This is a genomic window from Aquitalea sp. ASV15, from assembly GCF_016429115.1.
Classification (GTDB): domain Bacteria; phylum Pseudomonadota; class Gammaproteobacteria; order Burkholderiales; family Chromobacteriaceae; genus Aquitalea; species Aquitalea magnusonii.
The window spans coordinates 1-395 of the sequence record NZ_JAELTZ010000141.1 but is presented as its reverse complement, the minus strand read 5'-3'; the positions used below and the strand labels follow the sequence as shown (position 1 = coordinate 395).

Here is a 395-nt window from a genome sequence, read left to right as displayed (position 1 = left end):
CCCCCCCCCCCCCCCCCCCCCCCCCCCCCCCCCCCCCCCCCCCCCCCCCCCCCCCCCCCCCCCCCCCCCACTAATGCCCCGGCCCCCCCCGACATCTACCCTGTTGTTCGTTCGTCGGCACCCCCCCCCCCCCCCCCCCCCCCCCCCTATCCAGCTGTTGGCGCATCAGGTGGAGTGCGCGTGGCTGGATTATCCCCAGCTGCCGCTAATGTGGCCTGATCTGGCTGCCGTGATGGCCTGCCGCGACCGCTGTCTCTTATACACATCTCCGAGCCCACGAGACAATAACAAGGATCTCGTATGCCGACATCTGCTTGAAAAAAGGGGGGGGGGGGGGGGGGGGGGGGGGGGGGGGGGGGGGGGGGGGGGGGGGGGGGGGGGGGGGGGGGGGGGGG

The 395-nt window shown here is 75.4% G+C and carries 1 protein-coding gene; it reads left to right on the top strand.

Going from position 1 to position 395, the window contains the following annotated elements:
* Nucleotides 1-219: hypothetical protein (locus JHD64_RS22375; protein ID WP_304506670.1), on the top strand; the 219-nt coding region annotated here is incomplete at its 5' end.
* Nucleotides 220-395 lie beyond the last annotated feature (176 nt).